The organism is Flavobacterium saccharophilum, assembly GCF_900142735.1.
GTDB lineage: Bacteria > Bacteroidota > Bacteroidia > Flavobacteriales > Flavobacteriaceae > Flavobacterium > Flavobacterium saccharophilum.
Genome location: NZ_FRBY01000004.1, coordinates 64,596 through 88,179 on the forward strand (window position 1 = coordinate 64,596; position 23,584 = coordinate 88,179).

The window sequence follows — 23,584 nt, forward strand, 5'->3', positions numbered from 1 at the left end:
ATCATGAATAAATTGCAATTAATTGTTTGCCTGTCTTTTTTATCATTGACCTGTTTAGTAACCGAAAATGTATTTTCTCAAAATTCGAATGCCACTAAAAAATCTTTTTTGAGCAAAGAGAAAATCGGGCAGGTTCAGGGACAAGATGTTTTTCAATATACCTTGCAAAATAAAACGGGTATGCAGGTTCAGTTAATTACGTATGGAGCAGCAATAACCAACATTGTAACACCAGATAAAAATGGTAAAATGAGCAGTGTGGTACTTGGTTTTGATTCACTCTCTCAATACGCAGGTAATGATAATTCCCTGATGGGGTCAACTGTCGGCCGTGTTGCAAATCGAATTTCAAATAAGAAATTCACGCTTGACGGACAAGAATATACGTTGTCTTCTGATATTCACGGCGGTGTAAATGGTTTTGATAAACGTGTCTGGAAAGGCAAAGAAATATCAAAAAAGAATGAACCTGCTGTTGAAATGAGTTACTTAAGTAAAGATGGAGAGGAAGGCTTTCCTGGTAATTTATTAGTTACGGTGACTTTTACACTCAAAAATAATAATGATTTGGTTATTGATTACAAGGCAAGTACTGATAAAGCAACTCCGCTTGTGTTAACGAACCACACTTATTTCAATCTTTCTGGCGGACAAGACAGCAAAGCATTAGATACAGAATTAACCGTTCATGCGGATCAATTTTTAGAATACGGAGACGGTAGTATGCCAACCGGAAAGATTTTGGATGTGAAAAATACCCCATTTGATTTTACTTCAGCCAAAACGATCGGAAAAGAAATAGAAAAAGTACAGCAATATACGCATGGTTACGATGTGACATTTGCTTTACGAAACCAAACAGGTAAATTAGCTTTGGCAGCAAAAGCTTACGAACCAGTAAGCGGAAGAGAATTAGAAGTTTATACCACCGAGCCGGGCGTGGTGTTTTATTCTGGAAATTGGCTTAGTGAAAAAGTAAAAGGACGAAACGGTGTACCTTATACTAAAAATGGTGCATTCTGTCTCGAAACACAACATTATCCAAATTCCATTAATACACCAGCTTTTCCAAATACTGTCGTAAGACCTCAGGAAACTTTTACTTCTCAGACTATTTACAAATTTCTTGTTAGGAAGTAAGCAGGCGTTTAAAATCAGGCAGGTATAATAAAATTCTACCATTCGTATAAATAAAAATAAATCACTTAAATTTCTATTATGAAAAAGATTTTAAGCATATTAATTATAAGCTTAAGTTGTATATTCAATACAGTTTATTGTCAAAAAGAGCAAAAAAAATTATCCGATTATGTAAATCCAAATATAGGTACAGCTCATAGCCGATGGTTTTTTTATACCCCGGCTGCCGTGCCATTTGGATTAGCAAAATTAGGACCTTCTACCAATGCTCACTATGGTAATGAGCAAGGTTGGGAAGCGACAGGGTATGACGATCGTGATACTTCTATTGAGGGATTTGCCTGCCTGCATGAATTTCAGGTTGGAGGAATAGTCCTGGCGCCTTCTGTCGGTAAATTACAAACAATTCCCGGAAAGCTTGAAAATCCGGATGAAGGTTACCGTTCCCGATTTGATAGAAAAGATGAATACGCTACTTCCGGATATTATTCGGTTTTACTAAAAGATTATAAAATAAAAGCAGAACTGACTGCTACAAAAAGAGTAGGTTTTCAGCGTTATACTTTTCCAAAATCAAGTGAATCTCATATTATTTTTGATATAGGAAACAGGCAGGGAGAAAGCGGTGCAGTAAAAGAATCAAAAGTAATGATGACCGAAGACGGCCGCATTGAAGGCTATGTAATTACCAATCCCGAATATGTAAAAAAATATCAGGCTGGTGCCGAAGTTGCCATGTATTTTTCTGCCATACTGGATAAGAAACCGAAAGCTTTTGGAGTATTCAACAAGCAAGAGACACAAGCCGCTAAAAAAGAGATTTCCGGAATTGGAGCTGGTGTATATCTAACTTTTGATACTAAAGAAAATGAAACAATTACGGTAAAAGTTGGACTGTCTTATACTTCAATTGCTAATGCCCGCTTAAATTTAAATTCCGAGGCTAAAAACACCAATTTTGATCAGGCAAAAAAAGAAGCATTATCCACATGGAATGAATATTTAGGCAGAATAACTGTTGAAGGGAAAAATGAAACAGATAAAATTAAATTCTATACTGGCTTATATCATGCGCTTTTGGGAAGAGGATTATACAATGATGTCAATGGAGCTTACCCAATGAACAATGGAGCTATTGGACAAATACCATTAAATAGCAATGGAACTCCTAAGCATAATTGTTACAATACAGATGCAATTTGGGGAGGATTCTGGAATTTAACCCAATTATGGGCACTAGCATATCCAGATTATTATGCTGATTGGGTACAGGGTCAGCTGCTTGTTTATAAAGATGCGGGCTGGCTTGGTGATGGACTGGCAAACAGTAAATATGTTTCGGGTGTTGGTACAAATTTTACAGGATTAGCAATCGCTTCTGCTTATAATTCAGGTATTCAAAATTTTGATGTCGCGCTAGGTTATGAAGCGGCATTAAAAAATGAAATTACATGGAAAGACAGGATTGAAGGTGCTGGAAAAATGGATGTGAAGCAATTTATAGAACAGGGTTACTCACCGCAAATCGACGATATCGGTTTTAATACAATTACTGAAGGCTCTGGATTTTCAGCTTCACATACATTAGAATATTCCTATAGCGCTTTTGCAGTTGCTCAATTTGCAAAAGCATTAGGAAAAACGAAAGACTATGAGCAATTAATAAAATTGTCCAAAGGCTGGAAATTGTTGTATGATAAAGAAAGCAAATTTATACGTCCTAAATATGCCAACGGAAAATTTGTCGACAATTTTGATCCTGCGCAACCCTGGCGAGGTTTTCAGGAAGGAAATGCGTGGCAGTATACTTTTTACGTTCCTCACGATATAGAAGAATTAGTACAAACACTTGGCAAAGACACTTTTAATGACCGTTTGGAAAATATTTTTCAAGCCTCTCAAAAAAATGTATTCGGCGGCGGTACCAAGATTGATGCATTTGCAGGATTATCAGGACTCTATAATCATGGAAATCAGCCTAATTTGCATATTTCATGGTTATTCAATTTTTCGGGAAAACCCTACTTAACTCAAAAATGGGTACATGCTATTTGTGATGAGTTTTATGGAACCGAAGGAATTCATGGTTATGGTTACGGACAAGATGAGGATCAGGGACAATTAGGATCGTGGTACGTAATGTCGTCAATAGGTTTATTTGATGTAAAAGGCCTTACCGAGATAAATCCATCTTACCAGATAAGCAGTCCGCTGTTTGATAAAGTAACCATTAAATTACCAAAAACATTGAACAGAAAAGATTTTACAATTCAGGTAGCTAATAATTCTAAAAAGAATATTTATCTGCAAGAAGCAAAACTTAATAATGTAGAATTAAAGAATTTAAAAATAAGTCTGGAGGATATTAAAAAAGGAGGATTTATAAAAATGGTGGTAGACGAAAAGCCAAATCAAAAATGGTCTAACTAATCTTTAAAAAAGACAGGCATAATTATATTGTCAATTCCGGCGGTAATGATACTGAATAAATACAGAACAAAATGTTACCATTTCAAAGGTTTTGGAATTTTTAAAAATTTGAATTTTTAAAATAAAAAAAAGTCCTAATGAAAATTAGGACTTTTTTAGTAGGGAGAGCAGAATTTGAACCATAAGCTTAAAACCCGCTTATTTCCTGCATTTTATTTTTTATTCACTCCATTATTAGGCTGATATTTTTTTTGCCAATCTCGCTAAAGAGTCATAGGTACTTCCATTAATAATATTTCAGAATCATTTGCCTGAGAAGTAACATCCAGAGTCTTCAAATCCCAAATCCCTAAGCCATCTTTTTCATTGAGAAGAGAACCGTTTATTAAAAAACTTCCCTTTATTATAAAGGCATAGACACCATTTCCTGCTTTTTTGATAGTGTAATTGGCAGCAAATTGATTATCAAAAGTACCCAAATGAAACCAAGCCTGTTGATGAATCCAGACTCCTTCATCATTGGAGTTAGGAGATAAAATCTGCTGAAATCTATTATGACGGTCTTTTAGTTTTAAGCTGATCTGATCATATCTGGGAGTTACATTTTTTTTATTTGGGTATAGCCAAATCTGCAAAAACTTAACTTGCTTGTCTGTGTTATTGTTAAATTCACTGTGGTAAATTCCAGTACCGGCACTCATAACCTGAATATCACCCTTTTTAATGATCGCCACATTATTCATACTGTCTTTATGCTGAAGATCACCTTCCAGCGGTATCGAAATAATCTCCATATTGTCGTGAGGATGAGTTCCAAATCCTTTTGAGGGATCAACAATATCATCATTCAGTACCCTGAGAACACCAAAATGCATTCTTTCCGGATTATAATAGGATGCAAAACTAAAAGTCTGATGGGTATCTAGCCAGCCGTGATTTGCATGGCCTCGGGATTCGGCTTTATGCAATACTGAATTTTCTGTAACGGGTGTGTCAGAAGAGGGCAGGTGGTTAAATCCAACAGGGTCAAGCGGTTTTATCTCATCAATATCATTTTGCATAATATTGGCAACTGCCGCCGATGCTACAAACATTCCAGTTCCTAATAATCCTTTTTTGATAAAATCTTTTCTGTCCATGATAGTTAAAGTGATTAATTATTTAAGACAAATTACCTTTATAATTTATTACTGTGCATTGAACTGGAACAAGATTTTGATCTTTAAGGTTTTAATTTTCTGGTTCTGATTTTCGAAAGAAATTCAGGGGAAATACCAAGATAGGAAGCGATATAATGCTGGGCTATACGTTTTGGTATTGAAGGATAACTTTTTAGAAATTCATCATATTTTTGTTCTGCCGTAAGGGTTATATTCTGCAGTAGCCGTATTTGGGTTACAGCCAGATGGCGTTGCATTAAAATCCGGAACGCTCTTTCAAATCTTGGCGCCTTTTCGAAAAGCTGTTCTTTGGTCTCAGGACTGAACATCAAAAAATCGGAATCCTCCAGGGTTTCTATAAAAATTAGACTGGGATCAGTTTCATAAATACTAAATGATATATCACTTATCCATGAGTTTTCTACAGCAAATTGCAAAACCACTTCAAATCCTTTCTCATCGATATAATATTTCCTGACACATCCTTTAACAACAAAACCTTCAAAAGTGCATTTATCACCTCTATGAAGCATAATTGTTTTTTTTGGAATCTTCTTAAGTACCAGCAAAGAATTAAAAACATCAAGTTCTTGCTGCGTGAAGCTTACATACCGCGAGATGGAAGAATTGATTTGTGCAAACATTTGTTCGTAGCTATTAATCTGGTTCTATTAATTAAAATAGGTATAAAGTTAATCAGAATATTAGTTGTCACAAATAGGTAAATGAAAATTGAAGGTATTGGATGCTTGGAGAAGATAGTTTCAAAAGAGAATACTTAAAAGGGGATAAAAAAAAACCTCTGTAATTGATTGTAATTTCAAAAAAAAGTTGGGTCTAATTTAAAGATGAACTGGACCAGTAATCTCTCATAAATGATAAAACTGGATTACTTAGTAGTTAGGTATCCTAACTAATTTTGTCCTAACAATTAAGTCAAACTAAAAACAGATCAAAATGAGCAAATCAATTTTTTATCACGCAGGCTGTCCGGTATGTGTTAGCGCGGAGCAAGACATTTTAAATTTAATTAATCCTGCAGCTGTTGAGGTTGTAAATCTCGATGTGGAAAAATCAAGAATTCCGGAAGCCCAAAAAGCAGGACTGAAGTCGGTTCCTGCACTGGTAACTCCAAACGGAAATGTGCTTCATATTAATTTTGGAGCGTCAATGGCAGATGTTATCGGTTAAACTTAATAACCTCCTTGTTTTTTGCCGGGAGGTTATCAGTGTCTTTAAAATACAATATATAAAACAGAAATATAAATTATGAAAGTAGCTGTATGGGATACTTATGTAACCCGAAAAGATGGAAAAATTATGCACTTTGATATTCTTGTTGACGAGAATACAGTTGATACAGAAAAAATTTTTGAATATGGAAAAACCTACCTCAAATCAGTTGCGCAGGAAGGCCAGCCCCTTACTTCAGAGGAGTGCAGGTTCTGTCACATAGACAAAGCACCTGACGATGTAGAGAATCAAATACTAAAAAACGGTTTCTCTATCATTGAAATGGAAGGCTGTTACTGATAATTCATTCAAAAGGATTATTAATTGTATAGACTGAAAGTGTGGGGGCTTTCAGTCTATTTTATTTGACATAATATGAAAAATATTTTCGATTTAGAAACACAAAATGATAGCCTGGATGCCAAAATTACAGCAGGTTTTGAACGCCTGTCTCAGGTTTTCAGAGTTTTGCTTTGGGAAAAAGCAAAAAACAATGATTTGAGTCCGATTCAGATCCAGCTTTTGATTTTTATAAAATATCATTCTGCAAACAAAGCAACGGTGAGCTACCTTGCCAAGGAGTTCAACTTGGCAAAAGCCACGGTAAGTGACTCTATAAGGGTATTGGAGCAAAAAAAATACATTACCAAAGTGCCACACACAGAAGACTCAAGAAGCTCAACTATAGCACTTACTCCCGAGGGAATTCAGGTGGTGGATCTGACCGAAAATTTTACAGATCCGGTCTATGATATCATAGCTTCAACAGCAGAAAAGGATAAGATTATTTTATGGAGAAGTATCACTTCTTTTATCCAGCAGTTAAATCACATTCAGATCATAAGTGCACAGAATAGCTGCAGTACATGCGATTATTTTGAACAGGAAAATGGCAGCAATCACTGCAGGCTTTTGCAGATCAGATTAAAAACGGAAGATATTAAACTGGACTGTCAGGAGCATAAGCCTGCACGCTTATAGATATACGGATAGGGCTGTAATTCCTTCTTCCATCTGTTGTTCGGTCAATGAAGCATATCCCAGACGAAATCCGCAGACGATATTGTCAAAACTAAATTTTTCTGGATGCATTATTTTTATTCCTTTGCTCAAAAGTTCGTTGCAGAGAAAATCGACATTAATATTTTTATTAGGTACTAACCAAAATGCCAGGCCTCCTTCAGGCTTAACAAAAGTAGCTTTATCGCTTAGATGCAGTCTGCACAGGCTTTCAAAATAATCTCTTTTTGCTTTATAAATAAGATTTGTTTTTTTAAGATGTCTTTTAATTTTTCCTTCATTGATAAGGCTCAGGACGGCTTCTTCCATAATATTATCTCCTTGAACATCAATGATTTTTCGGTGTTTTGCGATTTTTTGAATGTTTTCAGGTGAACTTACAACATATCCGATACGCAGTGCGGGGGCAACAATTTTGCTCAAAGTTCCTATGTAAATAAAATGTCTGGCACTGTCATAGCTCGAGATGGGAAGGATAGGTCTTTGTCCGAAATGGAATTCATTGTCATAATCATCTTCAATTATGGTGAATCCATACTGATTAGACAATTCAATAAGTCTTAATCGTTTCTTTAGGCTCATTGTCACTGTAGTAGGAAATTGATGATGCGGTGTTACATAGATTGCTTTGATACCGCTATATGTTTTTAGATAATCTTCAACCTGATCCAGATCCAGTCCATCAGAGACAACGCTAACAGGAAGTAGTGATGCCCCGGCATTTTCAAAGGCTTCCCAGGCTGGTTTGTAACCTGGATTTTCAATAATGACAAAATCACCTTTGGAGAGCAGGCAGTGTGCCGCCAGATACATTGCCATTTGGCTGCCGCGCGTTATACAGATCTGCTCGAATGCTACATTCATTCCTCTTTTAAAATTTAGCATCTGTACAATGGCTTTTCTAAACTCTATGTTACCCAGTTCATTGCTGTAGCCCATAATCTGCCATCGCGATTTCCTGTTGAATATTTCCCTGTACGCCCTAGCCAGATCATTCATCGGGGCAAGCCGGCTGTCGGGAAAACCATCATCAAATACCAGATGTGGCTTCAGTTTTTCAGTTGCTTCGCTTATGTGGTTCAGCTTTTGTGCTTCTGAAATAATTTCGGGAAGCACATCGGCTATAAAAGTTCCTTTTCTATCAATTGTAACCAGCCAGCCTTCAGCAATAAGTACGTCCAGCGCTTCGATCACTGTATTGCGGTTTACATTTAATAGTCCCGCAAGCTGACGGCTTCCGGGCAGAGCGTTGCCCCTGGATAATTTCCCTGATTTTACTGCACTGATAATCGCATCAGCGATTTGCAGATACACTGCCTTGTCTGATTTTTTATCTAAATGAATTTCGAATTGCCATGGTCTGAGCATGTGGACTATCTGTTTTTATGAAAACGGCATTGCGCCGATAGACCAAATTTACAATAATTTTGTATGGCATTCCTGTTAAGTTACAAAAGAACACAATCAATTTGGACAGAATAATCATTTGTAGCTAAGATTATTGCTGTTTTACTAAAGATTTTTGTTAGTCTGCACTAATGTTATCACGCTGCTTGCTGTTTTTTAATTCCAGTTCGGCGAGAATGTATTTTTTCATTGTTGTATTACTGTAATCTCTCGCTTGAGCATATGAAATGGCATACTGTCTTGGAATCTGTTGAAGATGTGAAGGAAAAACGCTGAGGAATTTATCATAATAACGGTCCAGTTCATTTCGATCAGGCATTTCGAATTTTAGTTGTACCTGAAATCTCCTAAGAAGGGCAGAATCAATTATGTCATAAAAATTTGTAGCACAGATCAATATGCTATTCGTAGGGAAGTAATCAATAAGTTGAATTATGCTGTTGACTAGTCTTCTCATTTCAGCGACATCCTTATCATCACTCTCCCGGCTTCTTGCAATCTGATCAAATTCATCCAAAAACAACACTGCATTTTCTCTTGCTGCTTTATCAAATAACAACTTGACATTTTTTGAAGTTTCTCCAATTCTGGCATTAATCAATGTACTAAGATTGATGATGATAATATTTTTTTTCAATGCTGCCGCCATAGCTTTTGCAGTAGCCGTTTTACCACATCCGCTTGGGCCATGAAGGAGAATTTTATTATCTATAGGAAGGTTAAACTCCTGTAGTTCTTTAAAGTATTTATGTTCTTTAATGATTTGTAATAGAGCAGTTTTGTTGTGCTCGCTGAAAAAAAGATCATCCAGTTGTATTTTTTCAATATCATTTATAGTTAGCTCCTGTAAGTTCATGCGGTTTACTTTAATATTATGTTTTGCACTTATGAAATCAGATTTTCATTCCAGATTTCTTTTCCTAAAAAACGATTTCCAAATATGGATGTGCCAATTCTCACCATATTTGAACCTTCTTCGATGGCCAATTCAAGATCCTGCGACATTCCCATGGAAAGCTTTAGATCTTTTAGATTGTTGTTTTTCTGCGTATAAATAAGATCTCTGATTTCTCGGAGCAGGGTAAGGGAGGGCCTCATTTTTTCCTTTTCCACATCCAAAAGTCCAATGGTCATTAGTCCCTTAATTTTAAGGGTTTCATATTTTTTTATTTGTTCAATAAAGGGAAGTATCTGATCGGGTGTAATCCCAAATTTGCTTTCTTCAAAAGAAGTATTGATCTGAATAAAAACATCAATTGACCTGTTTTCCTTTTGTAGTTGCCTGTCGAGTTCCTGAGCAAGACCCAACCGGTCAAGTGACTGAATACATGTGACATATTTGAGGACCTCTTTTACTTTGTTGGTCTGCAAATGACCTATGAAATGTCGTTCTATAGTAAGATCCTTCAAAGCAGCATGCTTAGCACTAAATTCCTGTACTTTATTTTCACCGATAAGATTTTCACCGGCCTCAATTGCTATGCGAATCAAATCAGGCGTTACTGTTTTGACAGCAAGAAGCAGCGTTACATCGGAACGTTGACGTCCTGACATTTTACATGCGTCTTCAATTCTTTGGTGCACCTGCCTTAAATTGGAAATAATCTTCTCTTTCATACACGCAAAGTTAACAGCATAATGGCTCATATAGCAGATCCAGTTTTGATTATTTGATATAGTCCAGTTAATCTTTCCATATGAAGGTAAAATGATCCTGCCGAAAACTTTGATTGTTGATGGTGAAGTTAATTTTGGGTTGTTACTTTTGAAGTTGCATAAAGTATTTTTACAAAAGCAATTGAAAGAAGATAATTAAAAACCAGAAAATTTGAATTATTGTAAAAACTGGACTATTAACAAGTTAGTAATCCTAATTACTTTTGTGGTGTAATAATGTTTACAATAAATAATTAATTTCAGCGATGTCAAAATTTCATCTCAATATTCAAGAATTAGTTCAAGGGGAATTCGTAATGAATAAAGTAAATATAGCATTTGTATTTCAGGTAAATTGTCCCGGCTGCTTTATATATGGTATTCCCATTATGAATGAACTTTATAGATCATTTAAAGATAAGATTGGCTTTATTGGAGTAGCTACTGCTTTTGAAGACTTTGAATATAATAATAAAGCAAACTTAAAACTGTTATTAAATAACGGTACACTAGTTGGAGAAACCAAAAAATATTACACTACAAATTACGGACTTTCTAACTATTTAGATATTCCGAACTTTCCAACAGCTTTTGACAGAATTACATCTTCTGAACAATTTATAGATGAAAATAAGATTGAGTTAATTTGTAATGCCATTCCTAATTTTATAAATTTTTCCGAAAAAGAAAAAGAGATTTTAGTAACAAAAGTAAAACAGTACTATTCTCAGATACCTGTAATAGCAGAAACATTTACACTCAATCAATTAAAAGGTACTCCATCATTTATTATTTTCGATGACAAATACAATATTTTAGAGCAATATTTTGGTCATCAAAATGGGGATATTTTAAAAACCAGATTAGAATATTTGCTATCTTAATTTAAGATTTTTTCGTACTAGTAAGTTTTACCGTAATGTCGCAAATTACAATTTGAAAAAATAATTAGTAACTCAAATTTTAGGTATACATTGGATATAAAATGTGCCAATTTTAATTCTATTTTCGGTCGCCAATGGCTAGAACTTTATCTGACCTGGCAGGGGTAATTTGCTAAGATTTTACCAGTAAATTCAAGACAATAGTACAACTTTTTGATACGATATAGATATATCCTTCATACCCTGTAGCTAGTTCCGTTATGCCTGCAAAGACAGTTGAATGATGATTACGACCTTTTATTAATGCTACATGCGTTGGACTACATAAGGCAGTAGTGTGAAAACGATTATAAGGCAAACCTTCAGATGCATCCTTGTCTATTGTCAGGGATGGAACTCCTCCTCCAAAAGTACTGAACTGTTCAAAAACCGCATCATCAATTAGGATTATGACAATATGTTGTTCTATGTGATAGTTTTAAAACGTTAGACTATTCAATTAATTAAATTTTTAAACTTACTTCTTCAAATTTAGTTTAAAAATGATCACGCGAGGAATTGCATCTTCTCGTTTAAAATTTAGTTATAGTATTTGAGCAATTTTAATTCCTATCGCTTTAGTAAAGTTTTTCTTTAAAATAACAGGAAATCTGTCAGTTAAAAATCTTACCCCTTTATTTTTATTCTTTTGTATTTTTTAATAAAAAAGCGGTAAAACGGTATTTTCGCTAAAATTAAAGCTGATTAAAATTGATAAAATAATTATTTTTTATCAATTTTATTACACAGACTGTTTTTTATAATAAGTTTTTCTATGTATTTATTAAAAATTTAAATAAGCAACCGGTTGTGTATTGAAATGTTTTTTTATATTTGTAATAAATACACTTATTAGCTTTAGATTCAATTATTTTTTTATATAACCTAAACATTTCCGAGAGATGTTGTAATACAAGAACAATTAAAATGAAACAGCGACAGATATTTTTATCATTATCCTTATTATTTCTTTTCTCTTTTAATGGGGTAAACTTTGAAGCTACACTTGGCAAAGGGCCTATCTTTTCTAATGTGGTCTACACAGGCGACGATACTATTTATAAAAATTATCCATTGAAAGCAGATGAATTTTATTCGCCTATTTTACAAGGATGCTACCCTGATCCTGCAATTACCAGAAAAGGAGATGATTATTATATGGTTTGTTCTTCATTTGCTATGTTTCCGGGTGTTCCGATTTTCCATTCTAAAGATTTAGTGAATTGGACAGATTTGGGAGGTGTATTAAATAATGTTTCAGAATTTAATCCGCATGACACAGGTATTAGTCAAGGCGTATATGCGCCAGGTATTACGTACAATCCGCACAATGATACTTTCTATATGATTGTAACAGCATTTACAGGTAATATGGGGAATATCATAGTAAAAACAAAAGATCCTATGAAAGGTTGGGGAAGTCCGATAAAACTAGATTTTAACGGAATTGATCCTTGTATTTTTTTTGATGATAATGGAAAAGGTTATATCGTTCATAACGACGCTCCGGATAAAGGAAAGGAATTGTATGAAGGTCACCGTGTCATTAAAGTGTGGGAATATGATGTTGCAAATGATAAAGTAATTCCGGGCACAGACAAAATTATAGTTGACGGAGGTGTAGATCTTTCTAAAAAACCAATCTGGATCGAAGCGCCTCATTTGTATAAAAAAGACGGTCATTATTATTTAATGTGTGCTGAAGGAGGTACAGGTGATAATCATAGTGAAGTTATTTTTATAAGTGATAGTCCAAAAGGACCATTTAAACCAGCATCAAACAATCCAATTCTTACACAAAGATACTTTCCACAAGACAGGCCTGAAAAAGTAGACTGGGCAGGTCATGCTGATTTAGTTCAGGGACCGGATAATAAATATTATGGTGTGTTTCTGGGGATTCGGCCAAACGATAAAAACCGCGTAAATACTGGACGAGAAACTTTCATGTTGCCTGTAGACTGGTCTGGAGTTTTTCCTGTTTTTGAAAACGGATTAGTGCCTCTGGAACCAAAAATAAAAATGCCTAAAGGTGTTACTGAAAACAAAACAGGAAAAGACGGCTTTTTCCCGAATGGTAATTTCATGTTTACTGAAAACTTCACTTCTCAAAAATTAGATTACAGATGGATAGGTTTGAGAGGACCTCGCGAAAAATTTATTTCGGTAACTAAAAAAGGACTTGAGATTAAGCCTTTTGCAGTAAATATTAAAGAAGTAAAACCAACGTCTACATTATTTTACAGACAACAACACAATACTTTTTCTTTTGCAACTACAATAGATTTTAAACCGGCATCTGAAAAAGATCTTGCAGGAATTGTTTGTCTTCAGAATGAGCGTTTTAATTATGTTTTCGGTATAACAAAAAAAGGAAAAGATACTTATATTTTATTGGAAAGAACCGAAAAAGGTGTTTCAACAATTATGGCAAGTACAAAAATCGAAATCAGGAAAAATATCCGTTTGCAGGTAAAAGCAAATGGTGACAGCTACGAATTTAGTTATGCGTTAAATGGTACTGATTTTGAAAATTTAGGAGGAAGCGTTTCAGGTGATATTCTTTCAACCAATGTGGCCGGAGGTTTTACAGGAGCATTAGTAGGATTATATGCTACGGCTTCAAATGATGCTCAGGTAAAATAAACAAAGACTTTAAAACATATACAATGAAATCAATAATTAGATTTTTCGCATTTACAGTTCTTTTTTTAATAGCACAAAAAGGATATTCTCAGGATCCAAATTTTCATGTTTATTTGAGTTTCGGCCAATCTAACATGGAAGGTTATGCTAAAATAGAACCGCAGGATAAAGTTGGTGTTGATGATCGTTTTCAGGTTTTACAAGTCGTAAATTGCCCTGATCTTAATCGTACAAAAGGAAATTGGTACACAGCAATACCACCACTATGTCGCTGTAGCACCGGATTAACACCAGTGGATTATTTTGGGAGAAATATGGTTGCAAATCTGCCAAAAAATATAAAAGTAGGTGTTATTAATGTGGCTGTGGGAGGTTGCAAAATCGAGCTTTTTGATAAAGATAAGACAGCAGAATACGTTGCAACAGCACCGGACTGGATGAAAGGAATTCTTAAGGAATACAATGATAACCCTTATGCCCGACTTGTGGAGATGGCTAAAATTGCACAGAAAAAAGGCGTTATAAAAGGTATATTACTGCATCAGGGCGAATCTAATACGGGTGATACACTTTGGCCAAAAAAGGTAAAAATCGTGTATGATAATTTGATGAAAGATTTAAATCTGGATCCGAAAAAAGTGCCATTGCTTTCAGGAGAAACCGTAAATGAAGACCAGAATGGCAAATGCGGAAGCATGAACAAAATTATTGCGACGCTGCCAAAAACAATACCGAATTCTTATGTAATTTCATCCAAAGGATGTACTGCTGAGCCTGATTTTTTACACTTCAATGCCGCAGGTTATAGAGATTTAGGAAGACGTTATGCCGATAAAATGCTTTACTTATTGGGTTATAAGTTCTCAGAAGGTAAAGCGCCTTTAAGGGTGCAGGCGCCTGTTGGTTTTGACGAGTTAAATTCTAATATTCCTTCCGGAAAAATAGAAACTATCAGTTACGAATCAAAAACAGTAGGTTCGGTAAGAAAGGTTACGGTTTATACGCCACCGGGATTCAATAAAAAGAAAAAATATCCTGTTTTATATCTTTTGCACGGAATAGGCGGAGATGAAAAAGAATGGCTCAATGGAGGAAATCCACAGGTTATATTAGATAATTTGTATGCTGAAGGAAAAATAGAACCTATGATTGTTGTCATGCCAAACGGCAGAGCGATGAAAGACGATAGTGCGACCGGAAATATAATGGCTCCGGATAAAGTACAGGCATTTGCGGTTTTTGAAAAAGATCTGTTAAACGATTTAATTCCATTTATCGAAAAAAAATATCCTGTTTACAAAGACAGAGAACATCGTGCTATTGCCGGTTTGTCTATGGGAGGAGGACAATCATTGAATTTCGGATTAGGTAATCTGGATAAATTTGCTTGGGTTGGCGCATTCTCAGCAGCTCCAAATACTAAAAAGCCAGAAGAATTAGTTCCGAATCCTGAAGAAGCAAAAAAGAAATTAAAATTGCTGTGGATTTCCTGTGGCGATAACGATTGGCTTATCGAAAATAGTAGAAGAACCCATGATTATTTAGCTAAAAATAATGTACCTCATATCTATTATATCGAGCCGGGAGTTCATGATTTTAAAGTTTGGAAAAATGGTTTATACATGTATTCACAGTTTCTATTTAAGCCTGTCGATCAGTCTCTTTTTTCATCCTATACTATTTTAGGAGAGCCGGCAAAAACTAATATTCGTAATGCCAATTATCCGCAAATATTGCCGGACAATCGTGTAGTTTTTAAAGTTAAAGCTCCGGAAGCGTCAAAAGTACAAATTGACTTAGGCAGAAAGTACGACATGGTAAGAGATTCAGAAGGATTATGGACCGTTACTACCGATGTGATCAATAAAGGATTTAATTATTACTCCTTAGTTATTGATGGGGTTGCTGTGGCCGATCCGTCAAGTGAAACGTTTTATGGTATGGGACGTATGGCGAGCGGTATTGAAATTCCGAATAAGGAGGGAGATTTTTATACCTTAAAAACAGTGCCTCATGGTGACATCAGAATTACAAAATACTTTTCGAAAGTAACAAATTCCTGGCGTGAAATGTATGTTTACACACCACCGGGTTATGATAATTCTGCCGAAAAATATCCTGTTTTATATTTATTGCATGGAGGAGGCGAAGACCAAACCGGATGGGCAACCCAAGGTAAAGCCAATCTAATTTTAGACAATTTAATAGCTGAAAACAAAGCAAAACCAATGGTAATTGCAATGCTTGACGGCAATATGGGAAATACCGGAGGAGTACCCGGTTTTAATGAAAATGCATTGAAAGCTTTTGAAAATGAATTAAAAATGGGCGCAATCCCTTTTGTAGAAAGTAATTTTAAAGTAGCAACAGATGCTAAAAACAGAGCTTTAGCCGGTTTGTCAATGGGTGGATTACAGACACTTTATGCGGGTGTTAAAAATTCGGATCTATTTTCGAGTATAGGAGTTTTTAGTTCTGGTTGGTGGGCTAATAATTCAACATTGTCAGAACCACAATATGAGTTCATGAAAAATAATGCCACAGCTATTAATTCAAATATTAAAAACTTTTGGATTTCAATGGGAGGCAAGGAAGATATTGCTTTTGAAAATTGCAAAATAATGATGAGTAAGTTTGATCAAATGGGTATTAAATACCAATATAGTGAGTATCCTGGTGGTCATACATGGCCGGTTTGGAGACATGATTTATTTATGTTTGCTCCGTTGTTGTTTAATTAATTCCGAATCAAGAAACCCGGAAAACGAAAAGATTATGAAAGTATATTGGATTGGCATAGTGCTGTTTTTTGGAGTTTCATTATCTGCACAGCAGACTTATGATTTAAAGCTTTGGTATAAAAATCCTGCCGGTGCGGTTTGGGAAAATGCTCTTCCAATAGGAAATGGTTTTCAGGGTGCTATGGTTTATGGAAACATTGAGAAAGAAATTTTTCAACTAAACGAGTCAACCGTATGGAGCGGAAGTCCGAACAGGAATGACAATCCCGATGCAAAACAAGCTTTGGGAGAAATACGAAAACTTATTTTTCAGGGAGAATATAAAAAAGCTGAAAAGCTGATAAATGAAAACATAATTACTAAAAAGTCACACGGACAGATGTTTCAGCCTGTAGGAAATTTAGAATTGAGTTTTTCAGATCAGCAGGATTTCAAAGAGTATTATCGTGAACTTGATATTGAAAAAGCTGTTGCAAAAACACGTTATAAAGTAGGTGATGTAACCTACACCCGTGAAGCATTTACATCTTTTCCGGATCGTGTTTTAGTTATAAAACTTTCTGCCGATAAACCCGGAAAAGTATCATTTACAGCAGCTTTTTCCTCGGAAAATAAAAAACAGGAAATAGCCATTAATGGCAATAATGAACTTTTGCTATCAGGAATCACAAGTGATCATGAAGGTGTAGAAGGTAAGGTGAAATTTAATGCACTGGCCAAATTTAAAGTGAAGGGCGGAAGTATAAAATCATCCGGAAATTCTATTAAAATTGAAGGTGCAGACTCCGTTGTCATTTATGTTTCTATTGCAACCAACTTTATTAATTATAATGATATCAGCGGCAGTGAAAAGGAACTTGCAAAATCTTTTTTGGATAAAGCATTTGATAAGAATTATGATAAAATGAAGCAAGCTCATATTGCTTATTATCAAAACTATTTTAAAAGAGTTAAACTTGATTTGGGAACAACAACGGCGTCAAAATTTCCAACGAATGAACGATTGGCAAATTTTAGAAATGTTTTAGATCCCTCTTTTGTTGCTTTGTATTATCAATACGGACGCTATTTATTGATATCTTCTTCACAGCCCGGAGGTCAGCCGGCAAATCTTCAGGGTATCTGGAATAAAAGCATGACACCTCCATGGGATAGCAAGTATACGATCAATATCAATACAGAAATGAATTATTGGCCGGCTGAGAAAACAAACTTATCAGAAATGCATGAGCCGCTCTTAAAAATGATTCAGGAATTGGCGCAAACCGGAAAAGAAACGGCAAAAGTAATGTACGGTGCCCGTGGCTGGATGGCGCATCATAATACAGATATCTGGAGAATTAACGGTGCTGTCGACGGTGCTACCTGGGGAGTCTGGAATGCAGGCGGAGGATGGCTGAGTCAGCATTTATGGGAGCATTATTTGTATACCGGCGACAAGGCTTATCTCGAATCTGTATATGAAACGCTAAAAGGTGCTGCCGATTTTTATGCTGATTTTTTAGTAAAAGATCCGTCAAATGGCTGGTTGGTTGTAGTGCCTGGCAATTCTCCTGAAAATGCTCCCGCAGCACATCAGGGTTCAGCAGTTACAGCTGGCTCAACGATGGACAATCAAATTGTTTTTGATGTTTTTAGTTCAGTCATAAAAGCATCAGAAATACTAGGAAAAAATAAACAATATACAGATAGTCTAAAGACATTAAGAAATATGCTTCCGCCTATGCAAATTGGCAAATACAATCAATTACAAGAATGGCTCGACGATGTGGATGATCCTAAAGATAATCACCGTCATATTTCACATTTATACGGATTGTATCCTTCTAATCAGATTTCTGCCTACAAAACTCCGGAACTTTTTGCAGCAGCAAAGAATACGCTGCTTCAAAGAGGCGATATATCTACAGGATGGAGCATGGGCTGGAAAGTAAATTGGTGGGCAAAAATGCAGGACGGAAATCATGCTTACAGCTTAATTCAAAATCAATTAACGCCGCTTGGTGTAAACAATGATGGAGGCGGTACTTATAATAATCTTTTTGATGCTCATCCGCCTTTTCAAATAGATGGAAATTTTGGTTGTACATCAGGAATTACTGAAATGTTAATGCAAAGTTCAGACGATGCCATTCATTTACTTCCTGCTTTGCCGGATGCTTTAAAAAATTATGGAGAGATAACTGGTTTAAAAGCGCATGGAGGTTTTGGAATTAAGAATATGAAATGGAAAGAGGGTAAATTAATTGCAGTAAGTATCCAGTCCAATCTTGGAGGAAACCTTCGATTGAGAACTCCAAATGAGATTCTTTTAAAAGGGAATGCAAATTTCAAGATAGCTTCAGGCACTAATTCAAATGTTTTTTATCAGGCAGACGATGTGAAAAAACCTGTTATAGCTGCTGCGTCTACTATAACACCTTTGGATATTGCTCCAAGTTATCTCTATGATATTGAGACTGAAAAAGGAAAGATTTACAACTTTTCAATTAAATAAAATAATTAAGATCAATTAAAAAGCCATACATTAATTTCAACCCAAAACCATGAAAATTAATTATCTATATCTCTTAAGTTTAGTTGCTGTTTTTAGTGTAAATGCACAACAATATCGTTTTAAAGATGCATCTCTTAGTTCAAAAGAACGTGCAGAAGATTTAATTTCAAGACTAACCCTTGAAGAAAAGGCAGCGTTAATGTGTGACCAAAGTGATCCGATACCGAGACTTGGAATTAAAAAATTTAATTGGTGGAGTGAAGCCTTACACGGGTACGCCAATAACGATAATGTGACTGTTTTTCCGGAACCTATAGGTATGGCGGCCTCTTTTGACGATCAGTTTGTGTATACTGTTTTTAATGCTGTTTCTGATGAAGCCCGTGCCAAATACAATCAATGGATTCAGAATGGTAATGAAAACAAACGCTTTTTGAGTCTTTCAGTCTGGACACCTAATGTTAATATTTTTAGAGATCCACGTTGGGGCAGAGGGCAGGAAACGTATGGAGAAGATCCTTATTTAACATCGCGAATGGGAATATCCGTTGTTAAAGGATTGCAAGGCCCGGCAGATGCTAAATACCGTAAACTTTTAGCCTGTGCTAAACATTTTGCCGTTCATTCAGGCCCGGAATGGAGCCGACATGAATTGAATTTAAATAATGTAGACCCTCGTGAACTTTACGAAACCTATTTGCCGGCTTTTAAAGCGTTAGTCCAGGATGCCGATGTACGTCAGGTAATGTGTGCTTATCAGCGTTTGGATGACGAACCTTGCTGCAGTAATACACGTTTACTACAACGTATTTTACGTGATGAGTGGGGTTATAAATACATGGTAGTTTCAGATTGTGGAGCTGTTACTGATTTTTACACGACGCATAAAGTTTCGTCAGATGCAACACACGCCGCCTCAAAAGCCGTACTTGCCGGAACCGATGTAGAATGTGTTTGGGAAAAGTATCCTTTTAAAAATTTACCCGAAGCGGTCGAGAAAGATTTAATTAAAGAAGCTGATATTAATAAAAGCCTGCTTCGTGTTTTAATTGGCCGTTTTGATTTAGGCGAAATGGATGAGGATGCCATTGTGCCGTGGGCTCAAATTCCGGCATCTGTGCTTAACAGTAAAGAACACCAACAATTAGCGCTTGAAATGGCGCAAAAGTCAATGACACTTTTGCAGAATAAAAACAACATTTTGCCTTTAAATAAAACAAATACAGTTGCAGTTATAGGCCCAAATGCTGATAATGAACCAATGTTATGGGGAAATTATAATGGAACACCGGTAAAAACAATTACTATTAAAAGCGGCATAGAATCAAAAGTTACGGTAAACAAAATCGTATATGATAAAGCCTGTGATTTAGTGGAGGATAAAGTAAATGAAACTTATTTTGACCAGCTTTCATTTGAAGGAAAAAAAGGAATGAAAGCCACCTATTGGAATAATCCAAACAGAGAGGGAAATAGTGTGGCAACGCAGCAAATTTTAAATCCCATAAAAATGACCACTGCCGGTCAGCACGAATTTGCTTCGGGAGTTAAATTAGAAGGGTTTTCAGCCAAATATGAAACAGAATTTTCAGCTAAAGCAAATGATACTTTGGTCTTTAAGACGGGAGCGACCGGAGCTTTTGAATTACTGGTTGATGGAAAATCAATAGCAAAATATACCAACTGGCGTACGCTTCCTGGTAAAATTGCATTTCCAGTTGAAGCCGGAAAAAAATATAAAATCGAAATTTTGTATGCCCAGTCAAACAACTGGCAGGCCAATCTTGAATTCGATTTTGGAAAAGAACATGATATTGATTTTGCAGGATTAATTCAAAAATTAAAAGGTATCGATACTGTAATTTTTGTTGGCGGACTTTCAACTTTGCTTGAAGGGGAAGAAATGCCGGTTTCGTATCCCGGTTTTAAAGGGGGCGATCGTACTAATATTGAGCTTCCGGCCGTTCAAAGAAAATGTTTGCAAGAGCTTAAAGCTGCCGGTAAAAAAGTAGTTTTTGTAAATTGTTCCGGTTCTGCAATTGCCTTAACGCCGGAAACAGCCAGTTGTGATGCCATTTTACAAGCATGGTATCCAGGAGAATCCGGAGGTCAGGCTGTCGCCGATGTTCTTTTTGGAGATTATAATCCTTCAGGAAAATTGCCGGTTTCCTTTTATAAAAACTCAGATAAATTAGCTGACTTTGAAGATTATTCAATGAAAGGTCGTACGTACAGATATACAACAGATGTTTTGTTTCCGTTTGGTTTTGGTTTAAGCTATTCTAAATTCAATATTAGTTCAGCAAATCTGAATAAGTCAAAAATAAAATCAAATGAAAATGCGCAATTAAACTTTTCAATAAAAAACAGCAGTAAACGAGACGGAACAGAGATTGTTCAGGTGTATGTTCACAAAGTAAACGATACAGATGGTCCTTTAAAAACATTAAAAGCTTTTAAACGAATCGATTTAAAAGCTGGTGCGAGTCAAAATGTGGCGATCGATTTACCGGCCTCTTCATTTGAATTTTATGATTCAAAAACAAGAGCAATGAATGTAACCTCAGGTGAATATGAAGTTTATTATGGTACAAGTTCAGATGCTAAAGATTTAAAAATGATTAAAGTAGCAATTCAGTAAATTAGCTATTCTATTGCAAACAAAAATAAATACACTATGAGTTTTAAATATATTCTATGTTTATGTCTATGCGGTTTTTTCAAATTAAATGCACAATCTGTTGTAAAGAGTCCTGATGGAAAACTTAAAGTTTCTCTTTCTGTCTCTAATGGATTGCCTTTGTATAGTATTACATACAATGAAAAAACGTTCTTAGAAAATTCTCCACTGGGTTTGAAAACCAGTGTTGGTGATTTTTCAACAGAATTAGTTTTAAATACAGATGTAAATCAGAATAAAATTGATGAAACATATGAGCTGCCTAATATTAAGCAACACAATGTACATTATGAGGCTAATGAAGCCGTATTTTCTTTAACTAAAGAAAATAAACCGGCAATTGATATAATATTTCGAGTAAGCAATAACAACGTAGCTTTTAAATATAAAATATATCCGCAAAAGGATATCCTTTCTTGTATTGTAAAGGAAGAAGTGTCTGGTTTTATACTACCGGAAGGAACTACAACTTTTCTTTGTCCACAAAGTAAACCAATGACAGGGTATGCCAGAAGCGCCCCAAGTTATGAAACTTCGTATGCTTTAGATGACATTATGGGCAAAAACGGCATTGGAGAAGGTTATACATTTCCATGTCTTTTTAAAGTAAAAAATAATGGCTGGGTTTTAATTTCTGAGACTGGGGTTGACGGCAATTATTGCGGTAGCCGATTAATTGGCCACGATAACGGATTATATACTATCGGTTTTCCAATGACGGGAGAAAATAACGGTAATGGAACTACAGCACCAGGAATTTCGCTTACTGGTGAAACTCCCTGGAGAACTATTACTGTTGGAGAAACCCTTGCCCCAATTGTAGAAACTACGATTCCTTTTGATTTGGTTAAACCAAAATATAAAGCCTCAAAAGAATATAAATATACTAAAGGTTCCTGGAGCTGGATCATAAAAATGGATGGTAATACCACTTTTCCAGTACAAAAACAATACATAGATTTTAGTGCTGCAATGGGATATGAAACCATCTTAATTGATGCGCTTTGGGATACTCAGATAGGAAAAGATAAAATTGCTGAACTGGCAGAATATGGAGCAGGAAAAGGCGTTGGTTTGTATTTGTGGTATAACTCGAATGGCTATTGGAATGATGCACCTCAAAGTCCCAGAGGAATGATGGATAATTCAATTATTCGCCGTAAGGAAATGGCCTGGATGAAAAGCATAGGAGTAAAAGGAATTAAAGTTGATTTTTTTGGAGGCGACAAACAAGTCACCATGAAATTATATGAAGATATCCTGACAGATGCCAATGATTTTGGCTTAATGGTTATTTTTCACGGTTGTACCTTACCAAGAGGCTGGGAGCGAATGTATCCAAATTATGCCGCCAGCGAGGCTGTATTAGCGAGCGAGAATCTGCATTTTGGGCAGGCAAGCTGTGATAATGAAGCGACAAATGCTTCGATACATACTTTTATTCGAAATACGGTGGGAAGTATGGATTTTGGTGGAAGTGCCTTAAATGAATTTTACAATAGTGACAATATTCCCAAAAAAGGTTCCAAACGAATGACTTCTGATGTATTTGCTTTAGCGACAGCAGTGCTTTTTCAAAGTGGTGTTCAGCATTTTGCATTGGCACCAAACAATTTAACCGATGCTCCGGTTTGGGCGATCGATTTCATGAAAGAAGTTCCGACAACCTGGGATGAAGTTCTTTTTTTAGAAGGGTACCCGGGTAAATATGTAGTTTTTGCACGCCGAAAAGGAACTAATTGGTATATAGCAGGTATTAATGCCCAAAAGGAAACGCTGAAAATTAAACTAAAACTGTCAATGATGACTTCCGGTACAACAGTAAAGCACTATTTTGATGATGAAAATTTAAGTGGGAAATTAAAAATAGTAAAGCTTAAAAATAATAATGAGTTGGAAATAAAAATTCCAAGTAATGGAGGAGTACTGTTAGTAAATTAGTCAACACATTTTTAATACCAATTGAAAAATAGTAGCGCAAACAGAAACGGGAATCAGCCAATTTTAATTTTTCTTTTTGTTAAATTATAAAAGTTTTTAATAAAAATTTA

17 protein-coding genes are annotated in these 23,584 nt (G+C 35.5%); 11 read left to right on the forward strand and 6 right to left on the reverse strand.

Annotated elements, in window-relative coordinates; all coding sequences use genetic code 11:
• The first annotated feature begins 3 nt into the window (after positions 1-3).
• Positions 4-1,140 (forward strand): aldose epimerase family protein, encoded by a 1,137-nt coding sequence (locus BUA98_RS13625; protein WP_072974080.1) that lies wholly within the window; start codon positions 4-6, stop codon positions 1,138-1,140.
• Between the two features lie 78 nt (positions 1,141-1,218).
• Entirely contained in the window at positions 1,219-3,570 is a 2,352-nt protein-coding gene (locus BUA98_RS13630) for a GH92 family glycosyl hydrolase (RefSeq protein WP_072973417.1), read from the forward strand.
• Between the two features lie 263 nt (positions 3,571-3,833).
• Here the strand turns inward: BUA98_RS13630 and BUA98_RS13635 are convergent, their stop codons facing one another.
• On the reverse strand, positions 3,834-4,709 hold the full coding sequence (locus BUA98_RS13635) for a pirin family protein (protein ID WP_072973419.1): 876 nt from the start codon (positions 4,707-4,709) through the stop codon (positions 3,834-3,836).
• Positions 4,710-4,792: 83 nt separating this feature from the next.
• Entirely contained in the window at positions 4,793-5,263 is a 471-nt protein-coding gene (locus BUA98_RS13640; protein WP_244279207.1) for a Crp/Fnr family transcriptional regulator, read from the reverse strand.
• A gap of 424 nt (positions 5,264-5,687) precedes the next feature.
• Here BUA98_RS13640 and BUA98_RS13645 point away from each other — a divergent pair, with 424 nt between their 5' ends.
• The 3 genes from BUA98_RS13645 to BUA98_RS13655 all read left to right on the forward strand — a co-directional run bounded on the left by BUA98_RS13645 (position 5,688) and on the right by BUA98_RS13655 (position 6,944).
• Positions 5,688-5,921 (forward strand): thioredoxin domain-containing protein, encoded by a 234-nt coding sequence (locus BUA98_RS13645; RefSeq protein WP_072973422.1) that lies wholly within the window; start codon positions 5,688-5,690, stop codon positions 5,919-5,921.
• Between the two features lie 78 nt (positions 5,922-5,999).
• Entirely contained in the window at positions 6,000-6,263 is a 264-nt protein-coding gene (locus BUA98_RS13650; RefSeq protein WP_072973424.1) for a DUF2024 family protein, read from the forward strand.
• 75 nt (positions 6,264-6,338) lie between these two features.
• On the forward strand, positions 6,339-6,944 hold the full coding sequence (locus BUA98_RS13655) for a MarR family winged helix-turn-helix transcriptional regulator (protein ID WP_072973426.1): 606 nt from the start codon (positions 6,339-6,341) through the stop codon (positions 6,942-6,944).
• Here BUA98_RS13655 and pdxR read toward each other — a convergent pair.
• The 3 genes from pdxR to BUA98_RS13670 all read right to left on the reverse strand — a co-directional run bounded on the left by pdxR (position 6,939) and on the right by BUA98_RS13670 (position 10,007).
• Positions 6,939-8,351: a MocR-like pyridoxine biosynthesis transcription factor PdxR gene (gene pdxR, locus BUA98_RS13660; protein ID WP_072973428.1), complete on the reverse strand. Its 1,413-nt coding sequence runs from the start codon at positions 8,349-8,351 to the stop codon at positions 6,939-6,941. The two genes, BUA98_RS13655 and pdxR, sit on opposite strands and share 6 nt — an antisense overlap.
• Before the next feature lie 157 nt (positions 8,352-8,508).
• Entirely contained in the window at positions 8,509-9,246 is a 738-nt protein-coding gene (locus BUA98_RS13665) for an AAA family ATPase (RefSeq protein ID WP_072973430.1), read from the reverse strand.
• A 29-nt stretch (positions 9,247-9,275) separates the two neighbouring features.
• Positions 9,276-10,007 (reverse strand): YggS family pyridoxal phosphate-dependent enzyme, encoded by a 732-nt coding sequence (locus BUA98_RS13670; RefSeq protein WP_072973432.1) that lies wholly within the window; start codon positions 10,005-10,007, stop codon positions 9,276-9,278.
• A 305-nt stretch (positions 10,008-10,312) separates the two neighbouring features.
• Between BUA98_RS13670 and BUA98_RS13675 the strand changes: the two genes are divergently transcribed.
• Complete coding sequence (locus BUA98_RS13675; RefSeq protein WP_072973433.1) at positions 10,313-10,930, forward strand: hypothetical protein; 618 nt, start codon at positions 10,313-10,315, stop codon at positions 10,928-10,930.
• A gap of 172 nt (positions 10,931-11,102) precedes the next feature.
• Here BUA98_RS13675 and BUA98_RS22640 read toward each other — a convergent pair whose 3' ends face one another.
• Positions 11,103-11,399 (reverse strand): sulfatase-like hydrolase/transferase, encoded by a 297-nt coding sequence (locus BUA98_RS22640; RefSeq protein WP_086065310.1) that lies wholly within the window; start codon positions 11,397-11,399, stop codon positions 11,103-11,105.
• Positions 11,400-11,896: 497 nt separating this feature from the next.
• On the opposite strand from BUA98_RS22640, the gene BUA98_RS13685 reads away from it, so the two are divergent.
• Genes BUA98_RS13685 through BUA98_RS13705 form a run of 5 tightly spaced genes read left to right on the forward strand, consistent with a single transcriptional unit; the run spans position 11,897 to position 23,474 of the window.
• Entirely contained in the window at positions 11,897-13,615 is a 1,719-nt protein-coding gene (locus BUA98_RS13685; RefSeq protein WP_072973437.1) for a glycoside hydrolase family 43 protein, read from the forward strand.
• A 23-nt stretch (positions 13,616-13,638) separates the two neighbouring features.
• Positions 13,639-16,356 (forward strand): alpha/beta hydrolase-fold protein, encoded by a 2,718-nt coding sequence (locus tag BUA98_RS13690; protein WP_072973438.1) that lies wholly within the window; start codon positions 13,639-13,641, stop codon positions 16,354-16,356.
• Between the two features lie 34 nt (positions 16,357-16,390).
• Positions 16,391-18,853: a glycoside hydrolase family 95 protein gene (locus BUA98_RS13695; protein WP_072974082.1), complete on the forward strand. Its 2,463-nt coding sequence runs from the start codon at positions 16,391-16,393 to the stop codon at positions 18,851-18,853.
• A 49-nt stretch (positions 18,854-18,902) separates the two neighbouring features.
• Positions 18,903-21,494, forward strand: a complete 2,592-nt coding sequence (gene xyl3A / locus BUA98_RS13700) for a xylan 1,4-beta-xylosidase (protein WP_072973440.1) — start codon at positions 18,903-18,905, stop codon at positions 21,492-21,494.
• A gap of 36 nt (positions 21,495-21,530) precedes the next feature.
• On the forward strand, positions 21,531-23,474 hold the full coding sequence (locus tag BUA98_RS13705; protein WP_072973442.1) for a glycoside hydrolase family 97 protein: 1,944 nt from the start codon (positions 21,531-21,533) through the stop codon (positions 23,472-23,474).
• Positions 23,475-23,584: the final 110 nt, after the last annotated feature.

Bases quoted from the DNA above. Each gene is read 5' to 3' on its own strand.
- BUA98_RS13630 (WP_072973417.1), top strand. From the start codon at position 1,219: ATGAAAAAGATTTTAAGCATATTAATTATAAGCTTAAGTTGTATATTC.
- BUA98_RS13625 (WP_072974080.1), top strand. From the start codon at position 4: ATGAATAAATTGCAATTAATTGTTTGCCTGTCTTTTTTATCATTGACC.
- BUA98_RS13705 (WP_072973442.1), top strand. From the start codon at position 21,531: ATGAGTTTTAAATATATTCTATGTTTATGTCTATGCGGTTTTTTCAAA.
- BUA98_RS13675 (WP_072973433.1), top strand. From the start codon at position 10,313: ATGTCAAAATTTCATCTCAATATTCAAGAATTAGTTCAAGGGGAATTC.
- BUA98_RS13650 (WP_072973424.1), top strand. From the start codon at position 6,000: ATGAAAGTAGCTGTATGGGATACTTATGTAACCCGAAAAGATGGAAAA.
- BUA98_RS13635 (WP_072973419.1), bottom strand. From the start codon at position 4,709: ATGGACAGAAAAGATTTTATCAAAAAAGGATTATTAGGAACTGGAATG.
- pdxR (WP_072973428.1), bottom strand. From the start codon at position 8,351: ATGCTCAGACCATGGCAATTCGAAATTCATTTAGATAAAAAATCAGAC.
- BUA98_RS13645 (WP_072973422.1), top strand. From the start codon at position 5,688: ATGAGCAAATCAATTTTTTATCACGCAGGCTGTCCGGTATGTGTTAGC.
- BUA98_RS13685 (WP_072973437.1), top strand. From the start codon at position 11,897: ATGAAACAGCGACAGATATTTTTATCATTATCCTTATTATTTCTTTTC.
- xyl3A (WP_072973440.1), top strand. From the start codon at position 18,903: ATGAAAATTAATTATCTATATCTCTTAAGTTTAGTTGCTGTTTTTAGT.
- BUA98_RS13690 (WP_072973438.1), top strand. From the start codon at position 13,639: ATGAAATCAATAATTAGATTTTTCGCATTTACAGTTCTTTTTTTAATA.
- BUA98_RS13640 (WP_244279207.1), bottom strand. From the start codon at position 5,263: ATGCTTCATAGAGGTGATAAATGCACTTTTGAAGGTTTTGTTGTTAAA.
- BUA98_RS13695 (WP_072974082.1), top strand. From the start codon at position 16,391: ATGAAAGTATATTGGATTGGCATAGTGCTGTTTTTTGGAGTTTCATTA.
- BUA98_RS13655 (WP_072973426.1), top strand. From the start codon at position 6,339: ATGAAAAATATTTTCGATTTAGAAACACAAAATGATAGCCTGGATGCC.
- BUA98_RS13670 (WP_072973432.1), bottom strand. From the start codon at position 10,007: ATGAAAGAGAAGATTATTTCCAATTTAAGGCAGGTGCACCAAAGAATT.
- BUA98_RS13665 (WP_072973430.1), bottom strand. From the start codon at position 9,246: ATGAACTTACAGGAGCTAACTATAAATGATATTGAAAAAATACAACTG.